This is a genomic window from Shewanella sp. H8 (assembly GCF_040285065.1).
Taxonomy (GTDB): Bacteria; Pseudomonadota; Gammaproteobacteria; order Enterobacterales; family Shewanellaceae; genus Shewanella; species Shewanella polaris.
Genome location: NZ_CP157213.1, coordinates 1241182 through 1259779 on the forward strand (window position 1 = coordinate 1241182; position 18598 = coordinate 1259779).

15 protein-coding genes are annotated in these 18598 nt (G+C 38.9%); 9 read left to right on the plus strand and 6 right to left on the minus strand.

Annotated elements, in window-relative coordinates; genetic code table 11:
• Positions 1 to 2 precede the first annotated feature (2 nt).
• Complete coding sequence (locus ABIS04_RS05440; RefSeq protein ID WP_350432845.1) at positions 3 to 959, plus strand: diguanylate cyclase; 957 nt, start codon at positions 3 to 5, stop codon at positions 957 to 959.
• Between the two features lie 220 nt (positions 960 to 1179).
• On the opposite strand, the gene ABIS04_RS05445 is transcribed toward ABIS04_RS05440, so the two are convergent.
• The 3 genes from ABIS04_RS05445 to ABIS04_RS05455 all read right to left on the minus strand — a co-directional run bounded on the left by ABIS04_RS05445 (position 1180) and on the right by ABIS04_RS05455 (position 4968).
• Positions 1180 to 2148, minus strand: coding sequence for a DUF3187 family protein (locus ABIS04_RS05445; RefSeq protein ID WP_140233685.1), 969 nt, complete (start codon positions 2146 to 2148; stop codon positions 1180 to 1182).
• A gap of 323 nt (positions 2149 to 2471) precedes the next feature.
• Entirely contained in the window at positions 2472 to 2786 is a 315-nt protein-coding gene (locus ABIS04_RS05450; RefSeq protein ID WP_206194447.1) for an EscU/YscU/HrcU family type III secretion system export apparatus switch protein, read from the minus strand.
• Between the two features lie 112 nt (positions 2787 to 2898).
• Positions 2899 to 4968 carry a flagellar hook-length control protein FliK gene (locus ABIS04_RS05455; protein WP_350432846.1) on the minus strand — a complete coding sequence of 690 codons (2070 nt, stop codon included), beginning with the start codon at positions 4966 to 4968 and terminating at the stop codon, positions 2899 to 2901.
• A gap of 331 nt (positions 4969 to 5299) precedes the next feature.
• Between ABIS04_RS05455 and ABIS04_RS05460 the strand changes: the two genes are divergently transcribed.
• Positions 5300 to 6076: a VacJ family lipoprotein gene (locus ABIS04_RS05460; RefSeq protein WP_140233687.1), complete on the plus strand. Its 777-nt coding sequence runs from the start codon at positions 5300 to 5302 to the stop codon at positions 6074 to 6076.
• 47 nt (positions 6077 to 6123) lie between these two features.
• A complete protein-coding gene (locus ABIS04_RS05465; RefSeq protein WP_140233688.1) occupies positions 6124 to 7245 on the plus strand; it encodes a response regulator in 1122 nt (373 codons plus the stop codon).
• Between the two features lie 119 nt (positions 7246 to 7364).
• Here the strand turns inward: ABIS04_RS05465 and ABIS04_RS05470 are convergent, their stop codons facing one another.
• Positions 7365 to 8873: a peptide MFS transporter gene (locus tag ABIS04_RS05470; protein ID WP_140233689.1), complete on the minus strand. Its 1509-nt coding sequence runs from the start codon at positions 8871 to 8873 to the stop codon at positions 7365 to 7367.
• A 530-nt stretch (positions 8874 to 9403) separates the two neighbouring features.
• Between ABIS04_RS05470 and ABIS04_RS05475 the strand changes: the two genes are divergently transcribed.
• From ABIS04_RS05475 to ABIS04_RS05495, 5 genes are all read left to right on the plus strand, one after another.
• Positions 9404 to 10051, plus strand: coding sequence for an OmpA family protein (locus tag ABIS04_RS05475; RefSeq protein WP_140233690.1), 648 nt, complete (start codon positions 9404 to 9406; stop codon positions 10049 to 10051).
• A 24-nt stretch (positions 10052 to 10075) separates the two neighbouring features.
• Positions 10076 to 10909 (plus strand): mechanosensitive ion channel family protein, encoded by an 834-nt coding sequence (locus tag ABIS04_RS05480; RefSeq protein WP_137221973.1) that lies wholly within the window; start codon positions 10076 to 10078, stop codon positions 10907 to 10909.
• 66 nt (positions 10910 to 10975) lie between these two features.
• Positions 10976 to 11569 carry a thiol peroxidase gene (gene tpx, locus ABIS04_RS05485; protein WP_137221969.1) on the plus strand — a complete coding sequence of 198 codons (594 nt, stop codon included), beginning with the start codon at positions 10976 to 10978 and terminating at the stop codon, positions 11567 to 11569.
• A gap of 46 nt (positions 11570 to 11615) precedes the next feature.
• Complete coding sequence (gene ltaE, locus ABIS04_RS05490; protein WP_350432847.1) at positions 11616 to 12626, plus strand: low-specificity L-threonine aldolase; 1011 nt, start codon at positions 11616 to 11618, stop codon at positions 12624 to 12626.
• A 224-nt stretch (positions 12627 to 12850) separates the two neighbouring features.
• Positions 12851 to 13219 (plus strand): acyl-CoA thioesterase, encoded by a 369-nt coding sequence (locus ABIS04_RS05495; RefSeq protein ID WP_137221965.1) that lies wholly within the window; start codon positions 12851 to 12853, stop codon positions 13217 to 13219.
• A 159-nt stretch (positions 13220 to 13378) separates the two neighbouring features.
• Here the strand turns inward: ABIS04_RS05495 and ABIS04_RS05500 are convergent, their stop codons facing one another.
• Entirely contained in the window at positions 13379 to 13744 is a 366-nt protein-coding gene (locus ABIS04_RS05500) for a cytoplasmic protein (RefSeq protein ID WP_140233693.1), read from the minus strand.
• A gap of 209 nt (positions 13745 to 13953) precedes the next feature.
• Positions 13954 to 15102, minus strand: coding sequence for an L-threonine dehydrogenase (gene yiaY / locus ABIS04_RS05505; protein ID WP_350432848.1), 1149 nt, complete (start codon positions 15100 to 15102; stop codon positions 13954 to 13956).
• 399 nt (positions 15103 to 15501) lie between these two features.
• Here yiaY and ABIS04_RS05510 point away from each other — a divergent pair, with 399 nt between their 5' ends.
• Positions 15502 to 18579: an EAL domain-containing protein gene (locus ABIS04_RS05510; protein WP_350432849.1), complete on the plus strand. Its 3078-nt coding sequence runs from the start codon at positions 15502 to 15504 to the stop codon at positions 18577 to 18579.
• Positions 18580 to 18598: the final 19 nt, after the last annotated feature.

An 18598-nucleotide genomic window follows, 5' to 3' on the forward strand; every position in this document is an offset into this window, starting at 1 on the left:
GCGTGTTCATAGATGAATATATTTCTGGCGTAGCACCAGTTAGAGGCAAAATACTGTTAGTTGATGATCAGGTTGTGAATATTAAAATATTACATCAACTGCTGCAGGATGATTATGACATTTTTATGGCCCGTGATGGTCAACAGGCTATTGATATGTGTAAAAAAGTCAATCCTGATATTGTGTTGTTAGACATTGAAATGCCGATGATGAACGGATTTGATGTGTGCGCGCATTTAAAGAATGATCCTGATACTGAAGATATTGCCATTATTTTTGTCTCTGGTCATTTTGATGAAGAGAAAGAGGTGAAGGGCTTTCAGTTAGGGGCTGTGGATTTTATTCACAAGCCCATTAATCCGGTGATCACCAAAACACGGGTTAAAAATCAGATCATGTTAAAATCACAGACTGATTTATTACGCACTATTGCACTACTCGATGCATTAACGGGGGTAGCCAATCGACGTAAGTTTGAACAAACTTTGCCTATTTGTTGGTTGCAATGTGCGCGAGATAAGCATCCGTTGACCATTATTATGCTCGATATTGATTTTTTTAAGCACTTCAATGATAACTATGGTCATGCCGAAGGTGATCGATGTTTACGTATAGTGGCCCAGAAAATACAAGATACAGTTAATCGACCTTATGATTTAGTGGCGCGTTATGGTGGTGAAGAGTTTATCTGTATTTTACCCAATACTGACGCTATTGGCGGCACTTATGTGGCACAGCAAATCGTCGACAGTATTTTGTCACTTAAAATCACTCATGAAAATTCTGAGGTATCAGATTTTGTGACTATTAGCGCAGGAGTAGCAACGATTACGCCTCGTGGTGATTCATCTTACCAAGACCTTGTTAAGGCGGCGGATAAACAGCTGTATTTATCGAAGGACCGAGGCAGGAACAGAGTGATAGGTTGTGATATTACAGACGACACCGTAGCGGTATAATTCATTTTTTAATTAAACGGTCTAGTACTCTAATACTTTTAAATTTAGTATTATCAATGCTAATACACCCAAGCGACGTAACGCTAACTTGAGTGTATTAACGCTGCAACCCCTTTCGAGTATAAGGTAGATTATCAATCTATTAATCCGTCATTTATACAGATACTTATGTATTACCCATCACTGATGACATTAATTAATAGGCGATACCGGGTTCATATTAAAATTTATGGCGATAACCTAAGGTATAGGCAATATCTGCACTGTTATCCATATTCAAAAAATTCTCGATCATGGTTAACTCTATGGCACTAGTGTTGAAGTAATAGCGATAGCCCAACAGGGCTTCGTTAGATGCTTGTGAGAAATTTTTATCCCAGTCTACCATGCCATCGTAGCGATGATATTCAGCTAACCAACCATGTCGGCCTGTACGGTATTCATAACCCAGCCCCAGCATTAAGTAATATGGTTCAAAGTCCCTTTGTGACAAAGGTTCCTTATCGTTTAAAAAGCTGACTCCAAGAGTTGAATTAACATGGTGGTTACCATTGTGATAACCGTAGTTAATTTGTACGCTCTGTTGGAAACTTTCGTCAGCAAATGGACCGGAATCGACATACTTGTAATATAACGTTCCACCGACTGATAAGCCGTGATGTTCATTATGCAATAATTGATAGCCTAAATAGGCACTGAAAGAATTATTGAGGGAGTCCTCTGTAAAACTATCAATATTGATACCGTATTTTTTTGAGTGGATTTGGTTTTGATGTTTAGCTTGTTGCTTACGGCCATTTTGATCAAAACCAAAAGCATCATGAAACCACATTGTTAATGAGTCCAGATGGTTATCACCGCTAAATTGCCAAGTGTAATTGGCATCAAACAGTAAATCTTCGGTGATTTGCCATTTTAGACCACTGCTAATTGCATTTTGATAATAATCAGCTAATAGCACGTCAGACTCTGACCAGACACTAGCCGCATTCGCTGTGATATACCATTCCTTTTGCCCTTCTGGCAACGAAAAACCAGAGCGTAACAGTGGGCTAAGATTGATCGATTGCATTGGTGATTGAGCATAGACCTGTAACGGCCCGTAATCATTAAAATTTACCACTTGTGCATAGACTGGCAAGATAGAGGTAAGACTCAGTACGGATATCAGTTTAAGGCTGGTTTTCATAAACATTTGTCGATTTAACTCTTCAGTTGCTTAATTTAAGTGTGTGCCGACTTCGAATGTTGATTGTATTTTGTCTTTATAATCCACATTGTGAGGTGACGAGGTAGCGTACATTATGAAGGTATAGCAACATTATTTAAATGCCTAAAAAGGAACACATTATGAGGTTCAGTTATATCAACACATTATTATATTTTGAATTGATGTGTACTAGCCACTATGATGACGGACGCACTGAATGATAGCTTAATTCATTGACTTATAGCGTATATTTCTCATTTTACTTTGTGTGAGTTCTGATGCCTCTAGCATTGTGTCATCGTTTACACTTGAACTACAATTTTCTGGTGGAGGTTATTCCATTGTTCCGGGAATTTACCATCTAGCATGTACACAAACGCAATGAGTTCAGCTATCAACAAATAGAGTTCTTTAGGCACTTCGTCACCTAATTCTAGCAGTTGCAAAAATTCACTTAAATGTGGGTCTTGGTGGATATGGATCCCGGCCTCTTTGGCAATTGATATGATTTCTTCGGCTACTAAATCTTTACCTGTAGCGGTAATTTTAGGGGCACTTTTACCATCAAAACTGAGTGCAACAGCCTGTGATATTTTTTTAGGATCGTCTGTCATCATGTTCTCTATTAGGGCCTGTTGATCTTTCAAGGTTGTTTTTACAGCAATCCATTCGCCTCGATTAAAACGTTTTTATCTCGAACAAAATTTAACCTGCAAAGATCAACAGACCCTAGGCTCGAGTTTTAACTAAATAATGATCACCAGGTAATAAGGTTGCCGGTATTTGGGCTAACTGTGTTGTAAGCTTGCCTGGCGTAAACCCTATTTGAGTTATTTTATCTGCTAATGCTTGATTAAAGCGATCGACTTTACTGAGTAACATTTGATTATTGCCTTTAAATTGAATATCAAGCACTTCAGCGTGTTTATGTGCGCAAATTAATAATGAACCTTGCGCTAAGTTAAATTTGAGTTGGAGTTTCCATCCTGCTTTTTTGTTATTATCTTGATCTTGCTCTTGCTCAAATTTACCTTCAAATTGTTCATTGCGTTGGTTAATTGAGTAGGGTAGGGCAAAATACCATGTCATGGCTTGATTAGGATCGGTACTGGCGTGTTGGTATAACGAAATACTGCTGGCCAATTGTGCCAGAGAGTCTGCTCCACCTAGTTTATCCAATGCTGCAAATAATCCCGAATTTGCACTGAGTTTACTGAGTGTCCGTTGTTGTAATTGTGCGAGATGTGCTTGAAGTTTATCGCTGATCCCTGAACCTGTTGATTTTGTTTTTACGCCCAATAATAACTGGAATAAGGTGGTTATTGCGCTCCCAGAAAATAGTGGTGAGGGCTGTAAGTTAGTTGAATGTCCAAGTTGTGTTTGAGCAAGGTTAAGCGCTGCTAAACTGTATAGTTCGCTGCTGAGTAATGCTGGATCGCTCAATGCACTTAAAGGGTGTGGGCTCATTTGGGGTAAATGTTTAAATAATTCTGTCGCCAAATTATGCGGGGTCTGCTGAGTCAATTGTTGTTTTATTGGCATTGCTCCCGCTTTTGATAAGGCTTTATTCAATACTTCAATGGGGGCAGGGTCTTTATTCACTTTGCCGAGCACATCTTTTGTGGCGCCATTGTCTAAGCCTAATGTTGTTGTAGTCGTTTTACTTAGATTGGCTTCTGACTGCGGTGTGGCTTGACCGGTTTGCTTTGTTGATACGTTATTTAACACTGTAGGATTGCTATCTAAACCACCGAGTTTTGCCGACGGGTTAATGGCGGCAGAGGTCACTTTAGTGGCATTGTTATCTTGAGTCGGAGTTGTAATTGATGTCGTTGATGCAGGAGCATTTTTCTGTGGAATGTCATTTGCCTTTACCGCATTATCGGTTGGCGGTAATGAGGTCGCTTCGAGTTTTTTTAGAAATTGGCTAAGAATTTGGGCTGGTTCATTTTTGGTTATAACGATACTTTCTGCTGAGTAAGATTGTGCTGTTTGAGGCATTTTTACTACTTTAGTTAAATCAACATTCACTTCTGCTATCACTGGTGTAAGAGATAGCTGTAATTGTTGATTTTGCACTACCACCTTTGCTAAATACTGCCCTGCATTGAGTGATATATTGCTAGGTAATTGTATGCTTGTACCGCTTGAAAATGTCAATTGCCCCTGAGAGAGCACGGCCGTTGGCAGTGGGTAACCTTGTACCCTTGCTGCTAATGCAGCTAGCTGTTGTGTTGATACTCCATTTTGTTTTGCCAGTTCTTCAAGTGCTGGTGGTAGCGCAAGCTGAATGGGCTGCGCTAGAAGAATTATTTGAGTAGCAAGCGTTTGGGTTGGTTGTGGCGTCGTTGAGCTTGTCGGTGTGGTTTGAAGGGGGGATATGCCACTGGCTTGGTTATTAAGCACTTGTGCTTGGATCTGAGCTTGGTTTGCATTAGCCTCTGCTCGGGCTACCAGTTTAGCTTGATCGCTTGCAATAACAACTTGTGCTGTTTGTTGTAATAATTTTTGCAGTTCAGCGGTCTTATTAAGTTGATACTGTTTATTTTCAATGGTGACATCGAGTTGTGCACTTGCTGGCGGTTGTACGACCTTGACTGGCAGTAATACTGCTGCTAAATCAGATTTAGCGGCTGCTGAAGTGGATACCACTGATTTATCGCTTGAAGTTTGCGTTGGTAAGGGGGGGTTATTAGCTTGTGTTTGTTTTTTTTCTGGCACGGTTTGTTGACTTGCATCTGCAGGCTTTGATATGACGGTATTGACCGTTTTAGCGGGAAATGTTGTGGGTACAGCCATAGAAATCCTATCAAATAAACATGCTTATTTATTGAAATCAACCAGGATGTCAATGAAGAATATTAACCTCATTTACAAATTTTTGATTGATATTGTCAACAGGCTCAGTATCCTTAGCCCTCCGTTACCTTTGAACAGGGTAACTCACTATAGATTTAGTGGATAATGCTGGAAACAAAGACATACTATCAAGGCTTGATGGTTAAACATTGTAAGGTATAGCCTAACACTGCCAGCTAAATTATATCGACTTGAACAAAAATTGCTTTAATAAAAAGACAGAAAGAGCAGTTTGTTGAGTAGTACCTTTTGTCATTTTAAAGAGAATTATATGAAGTATAAATGGATATTACTTCAGGTGGTTGTTGCAGTTAGCATGCCCGTGTATGCCAAAGGCGAAGCACCTCAAGTTGTCGCATCATTACCCGCAGTTGAAATCAAATACAATGATCATCGTGATCCATTTGAAGCGATTAACCGCACCATGTGGGATTTTAATTATCTGTTTTTAGACAGATACTTTATCCGTCCTGTGGCACATAGTTATAAAGATTATGTTCCTAACCCAGTAAGAACGGGGGTCAATAATTTTGTTTATAACTTAGAAGAGCCTAGTTCGATGATAAATAATACCCTTCAAGGAAAGTGGGGGTGGGCAGCTAATGCTGGTGGCCGTTTTACCATCAATACTACCGTAGGTTTACTGGGCTTGGTAGATGTTGCTGACATGATGGGAATGCGCCGCAAACAAGACGATTTCAACGAAGTTTTAGGTTATTACGGAACCCCAAATGGTCCTTATTTTATGGCACCATTTTATGGACCAATTGTGACGAGAGAAATCGCCTCTGATTGGGTGGATGGTCTATACTTTCCTTTATCTGAGTTAACGATGTGGCAGTCTGTACTCAAATGGGGTTTAAAAGGCTTAGACGCTCGTACTAAAGCCATTGATCAAGAAAGATTACTAGACAATGCTCTTGACCCTTATGCTTTTGTAAAAAATGCTTATTTGCAGCATATGGATTACAAGGTTTTTGATGGTGATGTACCATCAACTCAGGTAGATGATGATTTACTTGACGAATATTTAGATGAACTAGATTAGTCGAGGTATAAAACAACCTCGATAATGTAGGTCTATGAGGTTGTTTTATGGCACTAACTGATGTTGAGATACTCTTTGTTGAAGATGACCCAATATTTCGCCATGTGGTTACTGAGTTTTTGCAGTGCCAAGGTGCTCGAGTTCAACAAGCCTGTAATGGCCATGAAGGTATTTCTTTTTTTTCACATGCCATTTTCGATATTGTTATTGCTGACTTAACTATGCCAGGCCTTGATGGTCTGTCGATGCTTAAGCAAATGCAAGATATTAATCCTGCGATACCTGCGATTGTCATTTCTGGTAATGATGTGATGGCTGATGTTGTGGAAGCATTGCGTCTCGGTGCCAGCGACTATTTGACTAAACCTATTGCTGATTTATTCATGATTGAACAGGCTATTATACAGGCAATGATGTCTGCTGCTACGCCAATGAATGTTTCAGGACTGTCACATTTACAAGAAATGAATGAGTTGTCTTATCAAGAACTCACGGACAATTTATTTTTACTCGAGCAAAACTCCCAAGCCGCCAAAAGTGTTCAACAACAGTTATTTCCAGCTTCCCATATTTCTTATCCCACTGCGGATATCAATTATAGTTTGTTTAAAAACAATGATGTGAGTGCTTACTTTATTGATTCAACCATGGTGGGTGAAGACCATTTAGTCATGTATATGGCGCATTTTTCGCCAGAGGACAACAGCGCTGCTTTCGGTTGTATATTATTGCGCAGTTTTATTAATCAGAAACTAAAGTTGTTTAGAAATGGCTTAAGTAACACCTTAATCGAACCAGATAATTTGTTGGCTTATCTTAATGAACGCATGGTGAAATCTGGGTTGCGTATCAATACCGATATTATTTATGTATGCATCGATTTGCCCCAATACCGCGTCTCTATTGGACAGTCAGGAAAAGGCCTAAGGTGCTATTTACGTCATGGTAATGACCTGACTCCTTTGGTGTTACCAGAGTCTCCATCCCTTGGCTGTACTCAATGGAGTAAACCGAGTTTACAAACTAGAATTTTATTGCGAGATGAACAGATTTGTATTGGCACCCATTTTTATGAGCATAAGCAGCAATTGCTTGAAAATCGCTTTACGGGTTTGGTTTATCAATCTGATATTAAGGCTGGTGGTTTTATGCAGTTAGCTTGTCGGTAAATTAGGGCACTTATTAATTGTTGCAGGTGAAGAATGCCAAGGCAAAATAAAAAATCCCCTCACAAGTTAACTTGGAGGGGATTTTTATTGTAACGTTATTACCGTGAATTTAAACCAAATTAACGTTTAATTGCTTCGTGGTCTGCTGTTACTGATAACTCATCTTCTAAAGCTTGTTCTTCAGTGTCATGCTTGCTTTCTGCACCATGCATCCAATCAACTAACTTATCAGACATTAAATATAAAATGATCCCTGAAACAACAGCGGTAATACCAATACCGGCAAAAATAGCCATTGCATTTTCAAGTTGTGTTTCGACATCTCCACCGTGACCAATTAATGAACCCACTAGGCCACCAATTTTGTTTGCCGCAGCAATAAAGAGGAACCATGCACCCATCATTAATGAGGCTATACGCAGTGGAGCAAGTTTAGTCACCATTGATAGGCCAATAGGAGATAAACATAATTCACCCATGGTATGGAAGAAGTAAGCTCCTACTAACCACCACATGCTTGATTTAACAGAAGCATCGCCGCCCATCTCGAACACAGCACCCATCATGAATAAGAAACCAATAGCCAATAAGAATAAGCCTAAAGCAAATTTAATCGGTGAGTTGGGTTCATTTTTACCTAGGCGGATCCAAATAGAAGCTATCACAGGTGCAAACACAACAATGAAAATAGCATTGAGTGATTGGAAATAAGTGGTAGGCACTTCCCATGAACCAATCATGCGATCGGTGAAATTGTTCGTGAACAAGTTCATTAAACCACCAGCTTGCTCGAAGCCAGCCCAGAAAATAATGGTGAATAGTCCCATTACCATAATGACTTTAATACGATCTCGTTCAACCTTCGTTAGTGGCTCACTTCTGGTTTCACCTTTAGCTTCATTTTTTCTTTGTTCAACTTTAGCGGCCGGTTCGGTACCGATGTCGCCAAGTAATTTTTGCGCAAAGAAGAATTGAATAATCAAGGATACGATCATACCGACACCTGCACAGAAGAAACCTGCTTGCCAGTTGTTGATAAATACGTCTTTACCATCGATAACCGCTTCATGACCAAATGAAGTATAAGCCCAAGCAACGATAAAGCCTGACAGTGCAGCGCCTAAGTTGATACCCATATAGAAAATAGTAAATGCACCGTCGCGACGGTGATCACCAGCAGGATATAAATCACCAACCATGGTTGAAATATTTGGCTTAAATAGACCATTACCTATGATTAAGGTTCCTAAGCCAATATAAAATATTGTGGTTTCGAAACCTATCATCCAGCTATGTGGTGCAGCAAGGGTAAATTGACCTGCTGCCATTAAGAAGCCACCAATATAAATGGACTTACGTTGACCCAATACGTTATCGGCTAACCAACCACCAATAAGTGGAGTCAAATATACTAAGCCAGTAAAAGTACCATATAGTGATAATGCATCTGCTTGGCTCCAGCCTAGACCACCACCACCTTCACCACTTTTCACTTTATCAACAAGATAAAGTACCAAAATGGCACGCATAGCGTAGTAACTAAAGCGTTCCCATAGTTCTGTTGTAAAAAGTAAGAACAGCCCCTTAGGGTGTCCAAACAGTGTTCCTTGAGGTTTTGCGTCACTCATTAAGTCTTCCACCTTAAGCTTGTGATTGCCTGTGATAAAATATTGCCACAGAAATAATTGTTTGCAGAGTTGTCTATGACTGCTTATGCAATTAATACCTGATATATCGGGTATTTGAAGGCAATTAAGCAGTTCTGAGCAACTTTATTGTTTATTTTTTATAATAAATAATATCAGTTTGGTGCTAAATATAAATCAAACATCAAAAAGCTAACCTTATATACCCTTTTCAATGCGGCAAAGTCAATGTTAATGCGGGGAACAGAGATATTAAGCTTGTTATAAATTGTGTCAAAGCAACAAGTTCTGTTTATATTGGTTAATAGCTTGTTTGTCTTTTGTTACTAAATAGGGCTGAATTGGGTAATGTTATTGGGAGTGAGGCCGATAGCTATGGCTGGGCTTATCTGGCACTTTTGTAAATATTTTTCGCAAGATATTGATTATAAGGAGTTGTCTTTTAATTTAAGCCATAAACAGTTAAAATACGACTCGTTAACAAATTTCGATGTCATGTCGAAGGGGTATGTATGGCTATCATTCGAACTGTGACATTGATCTTGTTTGGTTTTTTTATCTGTAATGCTTATGCTTGGGTTGATACTGACTTTGATGGAGTGCCTGATAAGAAAGACGCTTGTAATGATACTCCTGCAAATAGTGTTGTTATGGCAAATGGTTGTATTGATACTGAAATACTCATTGTCGATGAAGATGACGAAGTTGATGATGAGTTTGATGAAGCAGAATTAGGTGCAACAATTACCAATAATGCTGCACTTATTGCTGAACAATGTCGTCAACAACGAGATATTTTACTAGCGGTAGATTGTTTTGGGTCTATTCTTCAACCTGTGTATTTTGATTTTGATAAATCAGAAGTGTTGTTAACTCAGAGACCCACTCTCATTAGAGTACAACAATATATTGAGCAAAACCCACAAGTGGTTGTTCGTTTAGAAGGGCATACCGATAGTATTGGTAGTGATGCCTTTAACAGGGTGTTGTCGTTAAGACGAGCAGTTACAATTAAAGATTTACTTGTAAATGAATACCAATTCCAACCATCTTCTATTGAGGTCGTTGGAATGAGTAGCAATATGCCGGTGGCGGATAACGCCACAATAGAAGGGCGGCAGCGTAATCGGCGCGTAGAGTTTATTATTTCGGCAGAGTAATTCTGCTATAAAGGGAGACAAAAAATGGAACACCTAGAAGGTTTAGACGCTTTAATCGAGCAGGCGCCTGAGTTTTTTATGACTTATGGTCTTAAAGCCTTAGCTGCAATTGTTATTTTTCTTATCGGTAAATATTTTTCCGGTGTAGCAAAACGCATAACAAGCAAATTACTTACTAATCGAAAAGTAGATGCAACTGTAGTTTCATTTGTGGCTAACTTAGCTTGGGCCTTAGTATTTGTATTTACTATTGTCGCCACACTTGGTCAAGTTGGTGTGCAAACAGCATCATTAGTTGCTGTGATAGGTGCTGCAGGTCTAGCTGTTGGTTTAGCGTTACAAGGTTCGCTTTCTAACTTTGCATCTGGTGTGTTGATGGTGCTTTTCCGTCCATGCCGCGTTGGTGACTTTATTGAAGCCGCAGGTGTTGCTGGCGTAGTGGATGAAATTACTATTTTCTCAACACGTCTTCGTACGGGTGACAATAAAATCATTATTGCGCCTAACTCAGCGATTATGAACGGTACTATTACTAACTATTCTGCGTTAGAAAAGCGTCGTATCGATTTAGTGATTGGTGTGTCTTATTCTGCTGACATTGCAACAACGAAGAAAGTTATTGCTGAGATCCTTGATAACAACCAGTCTGTATTAAAAGATCCTGGTTACACTATCGGTTTAGCAGAACTTGCTGATTGCTCAATTAACTTCGTGGTTCGCCCATGGGTTAAAACAGGTGATTATTGGCCTGCACGCTTTGAATTACTTGAGCAAATCAAGAATGCATTAGATGCAGCAAATATTGAAATTCCATTTCCACAAATGGATTTACATGTTAAAGAAGTTCCAGCAAAATAATATTGCTGCCAACTTAATATTGATAAAAACCAGCATTTGCTGGTTTTTTTATACCAGGAGTTTTCCATGAAGCTATTTTCTACCTTTGCAGCGATTACATTACTATCCACATCGGTTATTAGTACTCAGAGTTTTGCTGGCGAAAAAACCATGATTACCATGGGCGGCAACCCTGTCGCTTTAGAAGGTAAAATACCGAGTTTAAATACAATTGCACCAGTGTTTACTGTAGTGGATGAAAAATTCAATCCTGTCAGTTTAAGTGATTTCAAAGGTAAAACCGTATTGATTAGTGCCGTTCCCAGTTTAGATACTGGAGTATGTGCGTTACAGACTAAACGGTTTAATAAAGAATTTACTCAATTTGATACTGATGTGGTGATGCTGACTATTAGTGAAGACTTACCGTTTGCCCAGAAACGTTTTTGCCAAACTGAAGACGTAGATAACATTATCGTATTATCAGACTCTGTATGGCGTGATTTTGGTGAAAAATATGGTTTGTTGATTAAAGATCACGGTTTGTTAGCGCGTTCTATTTTTATTATTGATACTCAAGGATTATTGAAGTATCAAGAATTAGTAACCGAAGTCAGTGAACACCCCAATTATGATGCAGCATTAGCGGCATTAACTGAAATATCAGCTGCTGCGAAGTAATGGTGTTGTTTCTGCAATTATTGTGTGAATGAGGATAGAGTTCAGGATGATTGATTTTCGAAGTGATACGGTTACCCAACCAACTGAAGCAATGCGTTTAGCTATGTCTAGAGCTGAGGTCGGAGATGATGTTTATGGGGACGACCCCACAGTAAACAATTTACAAGATATGGCTGCAGATATGTTTGGTTTTGATGCCGCTTTGTTTGTCAGTTCGGGGACTCAAGCTAACTTGCTGGCACTCATGTCGCATTGTGAACGGGGCGATGAATACCTTTGTGGCCAACAAGCACATAACTATAAGTTTGAAGGCGGTGGGGCTGCAGTATTAGGTAGTATTCAACCTCAACCACTGAATAATCAAACTGATGGCAGCATTTTGCTGAGTGATATTGAAGCGGCTATTAAGCCTGATGATGTGCATTTTGCTCGAACACGGTTATTGAGTTTAGAAAATACCATCGGCGGTAAGGTATTACGCCAAGATTATTTAGCTCAAGCCCAAAGCCTTGCGTTTAATCGTGACCTTAAAATTCACTTAGACGGTGCTCGTGTCGCTAATGCTGCGGTAGCTCAAGGTATTGCCATAGCTGATATTACTCAATATTTTGACTCAGTATCGATTTGTTTATCAAAAGGCTTGTGTGCGCCGATAGGTTCTATTCTGTTAGGCGATGAGAGGCTAATTGGTAAAGCCACTCGATGGCGAAAAATGTTGGGTGGTGGCATGCGACAAGCGGGGATTATTGCTGCAGCGGCAAAGTTAGCATTAACCGATCAGGTAGACCGCTTAGTGGATGATCACCATAATGCTAAGGCTTTGGCTTTATTGCTGGCTGAAATGCCAGAATTTACTGTTGATGCTAATTTGGTACAAACTAATATGGTATTCGCGACATTAGCAGATGATATCGACCCCAAGATGCTTGCCGCTTCATTAGCAGATAAAGGTATCATTATTAGCCCAAGTAGGCAGTTACGCTTGGTCACTCATAAAGATATTAGTGCGAACGACATCAAGGTGTTTGTTAATACTTTAAAACAACTTATGGGTTAATCTTCTCGTAAATAAATTGCTTCATTAAAGGTCACACTGAGTGTGACCTTTGTCTTTTTTGGTGCGGTAATGTATTTTTTGAGGGCATTACGACCTCATGAAAAACGTATAATGGTTTTATCTGTCTGTTTTTAATGATTAAAATAATTGGCTTGAACATTGCTACTTATTTTGAGGTATGCGTCGCTTGGCGCAAAATTAATTAAGCAAATAATGGGGTCATCATGAAATATTTCTCACGTCATATCGTCATGCCAATTCATCTTAATAGCACTAAAAGTTTATGCTGTGGCCAACTATTGAGTTGGGTAAATGAAGAAGCTAGTATTTTTGCCAGTTGCCAAATGCGCAGCCAATTTCATATTGCCAAGGTTATATCTGAAATTAACTTTATGGCACCAGCACAAACTAGCGACATCATTGAATTTGGATTTGAGCTAGTAAGCTTGGGCCAAAGCTCTGTGACGGTACGTTGTAAAATACGCAATAAAGTCAATCATGCGCCGATAGCCTTTATCGATAAAATGGTATTTGTAAATGTAAATGAAAATGGCTTACCTATTCCACATGGTATGCGTGCTAACGCGGCTTAATTGCTTTAATGATGTGTATTATTTGCGAACATTATGAGCGTTGGCCATAAAGATAAGTTGTGGTGTGGGTGATGGATTAATACTAAAGCAAAGAATAAAAAATAAAAATTAAGGAGCTATTATAGCTCCTTAATATGAATGTGAAATAGGCTGAATTTATTATTCAATTTTAGCGATACGTTGTTGATAGTCATCGATTAAATGCTCCATTATTTGATTTGGAGAAGCATCTTGGCAACAATTGTCTAAAAAGATTTTAAAGGTGACAAGGGCATGGCCATCGTTCTTAAGGCGGCTACTTTGCATGGCAAAAAAAGCTTCTTCATTATCGGCTTTTCTAACCACAAAATCTTCAAGCTCGAATGATTTAGTGCCGGAGATGTTGTGCCATTTAGTGATACGGTCGAGTGCAATTTCACAAGACTGGTTTACTTCGATGTGGTTTAGCCATGTTGGAGGTTGTTCATTATCTTGATAATGCGGGCATCTAACTGTGTAATTGTATACATGAGTAATTGCTGTCATTGCTTACCTACCTATTCGCTATCTAAGTGGTTTTACTATAGACCTTATTTTTTATTTTGGTCAATCCTTATTTTAAGAACTTAGATCTAAGCATCACTTTTTACTAAATTAAAAATAAGTTGTTGTCATTGCTAGTTTTTTACATTAAATGATCGGTTAAAAAAAGCTCACAATTTAATGTGAGCTTGAGTATTAGTTTACCGAACTGGCTATAGTGCGTTAGTGAAAATTTGGCAAATCTCTTGATGTGTTGCTTGCTTAGGGTTAGTAAAACCGCACGCATCTTTGAGTGCGTTGTCTGCTAATGTTGGAATATCCTCTGCTTTTACACCGAGCAGAGTTAAATTTTCAGGAATATTAACGGCTTTCGACAATTGCTTAATGGCTTCTATTGCCGCATTGGCTCCTTGTTGATCAGACATTGCTGTAGTGTCTACTCCCATTGCTTTTGCTACGTCCGCGAGACGTGCAGGTACAACTTGGGCATTGTAGGTTTGTACATGAGGTAGCAATAATGCGTTACATACACCGTGTGGTAAATCATAAAAACCGCCAAGCTGATGTGCCATCGCATGTACATAGCCTAGACTGGCATTATTAAAAGCCATGCCAGCTAGAAACTGTGCATAAGCCATCTGTTCTCTGGCTTGAATGTTATCACCTTGCTTAACGGCGTTAATTAAATTGGCTTGGATGAGCTCAATAGCTTTGATTGCACAGGCATCTGTGATGGGGTTAGCGGCAATAGAAACATAAGCCTCAATAGCATGTGTTAATGCATCCATACCTGTAGCGGCTGTAAGTGATGCAGGCTTTTCAAGCATCAATTCAGGATCGTTCACAGAAAGAATTGGGGTGGTATTTTTATCGACAATGGCCATTTTAATGTGCCTTGCCTCATCGGTAATAATACAAAAACGAGTCATTTCACTTGCAGTTCCTGCAGTGGTGTTTATGGCAACTAGCGGCATTTGTGGTTTAGTTGATACATCCACACCTTCATAATCTTTAATATTGCCGCCATTGGTGGCAACAAGTGCAATGCCTTTGGCGCAATCATGTGGTGAACCGCCGCCTAAAGAAATAATCACATCACACTGATTGATTTTTAATAGTTCAAGTCCCGCTGTCACGTTACCTGTTGTTGGATTCGGCTGTACGCCATCAAATATAACCACTTCAATGCCGTTGGCATTAAGTTTATCAGCCACTTTTTTAACTAAACCAATTTTTACCAATGGTTTGTCGGTGACAATTAATGCTTTGGTAAAGCCAAATGCGTTAATGTCTTTAATTGCTTCATCTACGCCGCCTTGACCAAGAATGTTGACGCTGGGGATAAAAAATTTAGTCGCCATATTGATTGTCCTTTTTATAAAATTAAATATTCTCTACAGCAAACATATCTATATTAGACGCGTTATTATGTGACATGGAGCCAGTTTGTATCCAATAAGTAACAATAATTAAGTGATTTTATAACAAGTACGACACTTTACGCGTAACTGTGATCTGAGATGATGGCGTTCTTGGCATAGCCGGAATATTGAGTAGCTCTTTTACACGTGCATTAAGTTTGTTTGTGATGCGGTAACGATAGAATGTAGTATAAAAATGATACATAAATATTATGTTCTTTATATGGGATGAGTTACGGTATAAAGTTAAAAATACCTTTCAGTTGGTTTGCTTCTACTACACTAAATAGAGATAGCCTGGATGCTACTGTGTTTGTTATGGATAAGGGAAATGTATAGGTGTTTAATCTAAATGTTTTTTTCTCAATTTTAGAAAATGCAGCGTTATTACTAGCGCTGGTTTATGTGTATTCGCTATCGTCCTCCCATCAACGCAAGGTGGCGTCTTTTCTATGGCAATTTTTAATGGGTGGACTGATTGGTACCATTGGTGTCGTGATCATGATAGATCCCTTGGTAAACCAACAAGAAGCATTGTTTGATGCTCGCTCTGTGGTGCTTTGTTTAAGTGGATTGTTCTTTGGTGCCATTCCAACCTTGCTTGCAACAATTATCATGGCACTTTATCGTTTCCATTTAGGCGGCGTAGCTGTGTGGATTGGAATATTCATGTTGGGAAGTAGTGGGCTGATAGGGTTGGTTTGGCGTCAATTTAGGCATAACAAATTAGATCAAATTAGTTATCGAGAATTCTTCATTTTTGGCATTGTTGTACATGTCATTTCGCTGTTGTGGTTATTTTTATTGCCCTATGAACAAGCCTTACAAGCCATAAGTAATGTGTTATTTCCTATATTAGTTATTTTACCCTTATTCACCATCGTTATTGGCCATTTACTTGTCAAAATAGAATTTTATGACCGCAATATTCAAGTCAAATTGCAAGAAGATTTTCTTTTTAAAAATCAATTTGATATTGGTAATATAGGGATTGCAATTACGACTAAAACGAAATATTGGCTGAAAGTAAATCCTTACTTATGCCGGATGTTCGGTTACACAGAAAAAGAATTAACATCATTAACCTGGCCAGAATTAACTCACCCAGGTGATCTCAATAAAGATTTATTGTTATTCGATAAGATGGCCAACGGCGAACTTGATGAGTATGAAACTGATAAGCGTTTTATTGCCAAAGATGGATCGATTGTTTACACCCATATGACCGTTGCATGCCGTCGTCATGTTCAAGACAATACTTTTTTAGTGATAGCGGGCTTTTTAGATATTACCCAGCAAAAACAATCTCAACAAGCCTTATTACAAAGTAAAGAGCATCTCGCGTTAGTGCTTGATAGCAGTGAATTAGGGGCATGGGATTGGGATGTTGTCAGTGACCGTATTAGCGTGAATCAATATAGTGCAGATATTCTAGGGTGTTCAATTGAAGATCTTAATCTACATCCTGAGTTGTGGTTCAACGCGATACGTTCCAGAGACAAATTTAAGTTTCTGCGCAGTATCAATGAAATGGTAAAAGGTCGATGTATTAGCCAGCGAGTTGAGTACTTATTGACGGATTTAAAGGGCGTTAGTCATTGGATTTTACAAACTGGCAAAGTGGTTGATATTGATGACAGAGGTAAACCACTTAGAGTCTGCGGAACCCATAGTGATATTACTGATATAAAACAAGTTGAAGACTCGTTGAGTATTGCTACTTCTGTTTATCAAAACTCCAGTGAAGCCATGAGTGTGTTTACTACTAAGGGAATTCTCGTTGATTCAAACCCTGCTTTTTCTTTAATTACAGGATTCAGCAAAGAGGACGTTCAAGGCAAGCATTTACGTATGTTTGAAACAGACCTGCAACCTAAGCGTTTTTATCAACAACTTAGAAAACAGCTCAATCGGGAAGGGCATTGGCATGGCGAAGTGTGGATGCAGCGAAAAAATGGTGAAAACTATCTTATATTATTAACCATTAATTCAATTATCCAAACAAAATCTCAAACTGCACAGTTTGTGGCGTTATTTTCTGATATTACCGAGAAAAAACAAACTGAAGAATTTATATGGCGTCAGGCAAATTATGATGCGCTCACGGGGTTACCTAATCGCCGAATGTTATTAAGCTTTTTAAACCAAGAAATATTGCTCTCTGAACGACAAGATAATCATTTTGCATTGATGTTTTTAGACTTAGATTATTTTAAAGAGATTAATGACTCTTTGGGTCATGATATGGGCGATGTGTTATTACTTGATACTGCAGACCGTCTCAAAAAATGTGTACGAGAAAACGATTTAGTGGCCCGCCTCGGTGGGGATGAGTTTACAATAGTGCTAACCAATCTAGCAGATTTTAACGGGGTAGCACGTGTAGCCCAACAAATTCTAAAAACGCTTGCCGAGCCTTATATTCTAGGTGATCAAATTGCTCATATTAGTGGCAGTATTGGTATCACCTTATTCCCTGACGATGCCAAAACAACCGACACGTTATTAAAGAATGCTGATCAAGCGATGTATACGTCTAAATCAAGTGGGCGTAATCGATTTAATTATTTTACCCCTGCAATGCAAGACCATGCACAAAAACGGATCATGTTAATTCAGGACCTCAAAGTTGCCATTATTCAACATCAATTTGAGTTGTATTATCAGCCAATTGTTGATGTTACTAATCAGCAGGTCACCAAAGCTGAGGCATTGATACGTTGGAGGCACCCTACTATGGGGTTAATTCCACCGGCAGATTTTATCTCTATTGCTGAAGATACTGGAATGATAATCGATATTGGCAATTGGGTATTTTATCAAGCTTGCAAGCAGGCAGCACAATGGAAAACGCAGTTTAATTTTGATGTGCAAATCAGTATCAATAAGTCACCGGTGGAGTTTCGAAATGAGTCTACAGACATTGAAGGTTGGCTTAAGCATATGTCGCAATTGGCCTTACCGACGAAAAATATTTGTATCGAAATTACTGAAAACTTATTGTTTAATGTTGAGACAAATGTTGAGGCCAAATTATTAGCTTATCGCAAAGCGGGTATGCAAATGTCGCTCGATGATTTCGGAACCGGATATTCATCCTTACCTTATCTAAAGAAATTCAGTGTTAATTACCTTAAAATTGATCAATGTTTTGTGAATAATCTGGCTGCGGGTAGTAATGATCTGTGTTTGTGTGAAGCGATGATTGTAATGGCTCATAAACTTGGGATGAAAGTGATTGCCGAAGGTGTAGAAACCGAAAACCAGCGGCGTTTACTGACCTTGGTAGGTTGTGATTATGCTCAAGGGTATTTATTTTCACATGCTTTATGTCGTGATGACTTTGAACAGCAGTACTTAATACCAACCCAAACCCAAGAGCATAAACGTATTTTAAACAGTCAATTGTTAACCTAATACCATCACATTCTAATAC